Annotated in this window: 1 protein-coding gene; it reads left to right on the top strand. The window is 59.0% G+C overall.

All coding sequences use genetic code 11. The features are described 5' to 3' along the window. The coding region (locus SB816_RS34660) for a hypothetical protein (RefSeq protein ID WP_410548582.1) at positions 1–239 on the top strand (239 nt) is incomplete at both ends.

Raw genomic sequence — 239 nt, 5'->3', positions numbered from 1 at the left:
CTTACGCCAGTCAACGAAGCCAAGCTCAACCCTGCCTTAGGATTGGCGCAAACGGTCGCACTGTGCATGGAGGGCTATTCAGACCGCCCTGCATTGGCTCAACGCTGTATCGAGCGTGTCACCGACCCGGTTAATGGGCGAGTCAGCCAGCGTCTGCTGCAAGACTTCACAACCCTCTCGTACGCTGAACTCTGGAGGCGTGCCAAGGCCTTGGCCAGTCTCTGGCAGCAGGATGAAGC

Origin of the sequence: Achromobacter sp. SIMBA_011 (assembly GCF_046535435.1) — a bacterium.
In the GTDB taxonomy this organism is placed as follows: Bacteria; Pseudomonadota; Gammaproteobacteria; order Burkholderiales; family Burkholderiaceae_B; genus Achromobacter; species Achromobacter dolens.
Note: the sequence above shows the minus strand (reverse complement) of the source record. Positions and strands in the feature narration are given on the sequence as shown.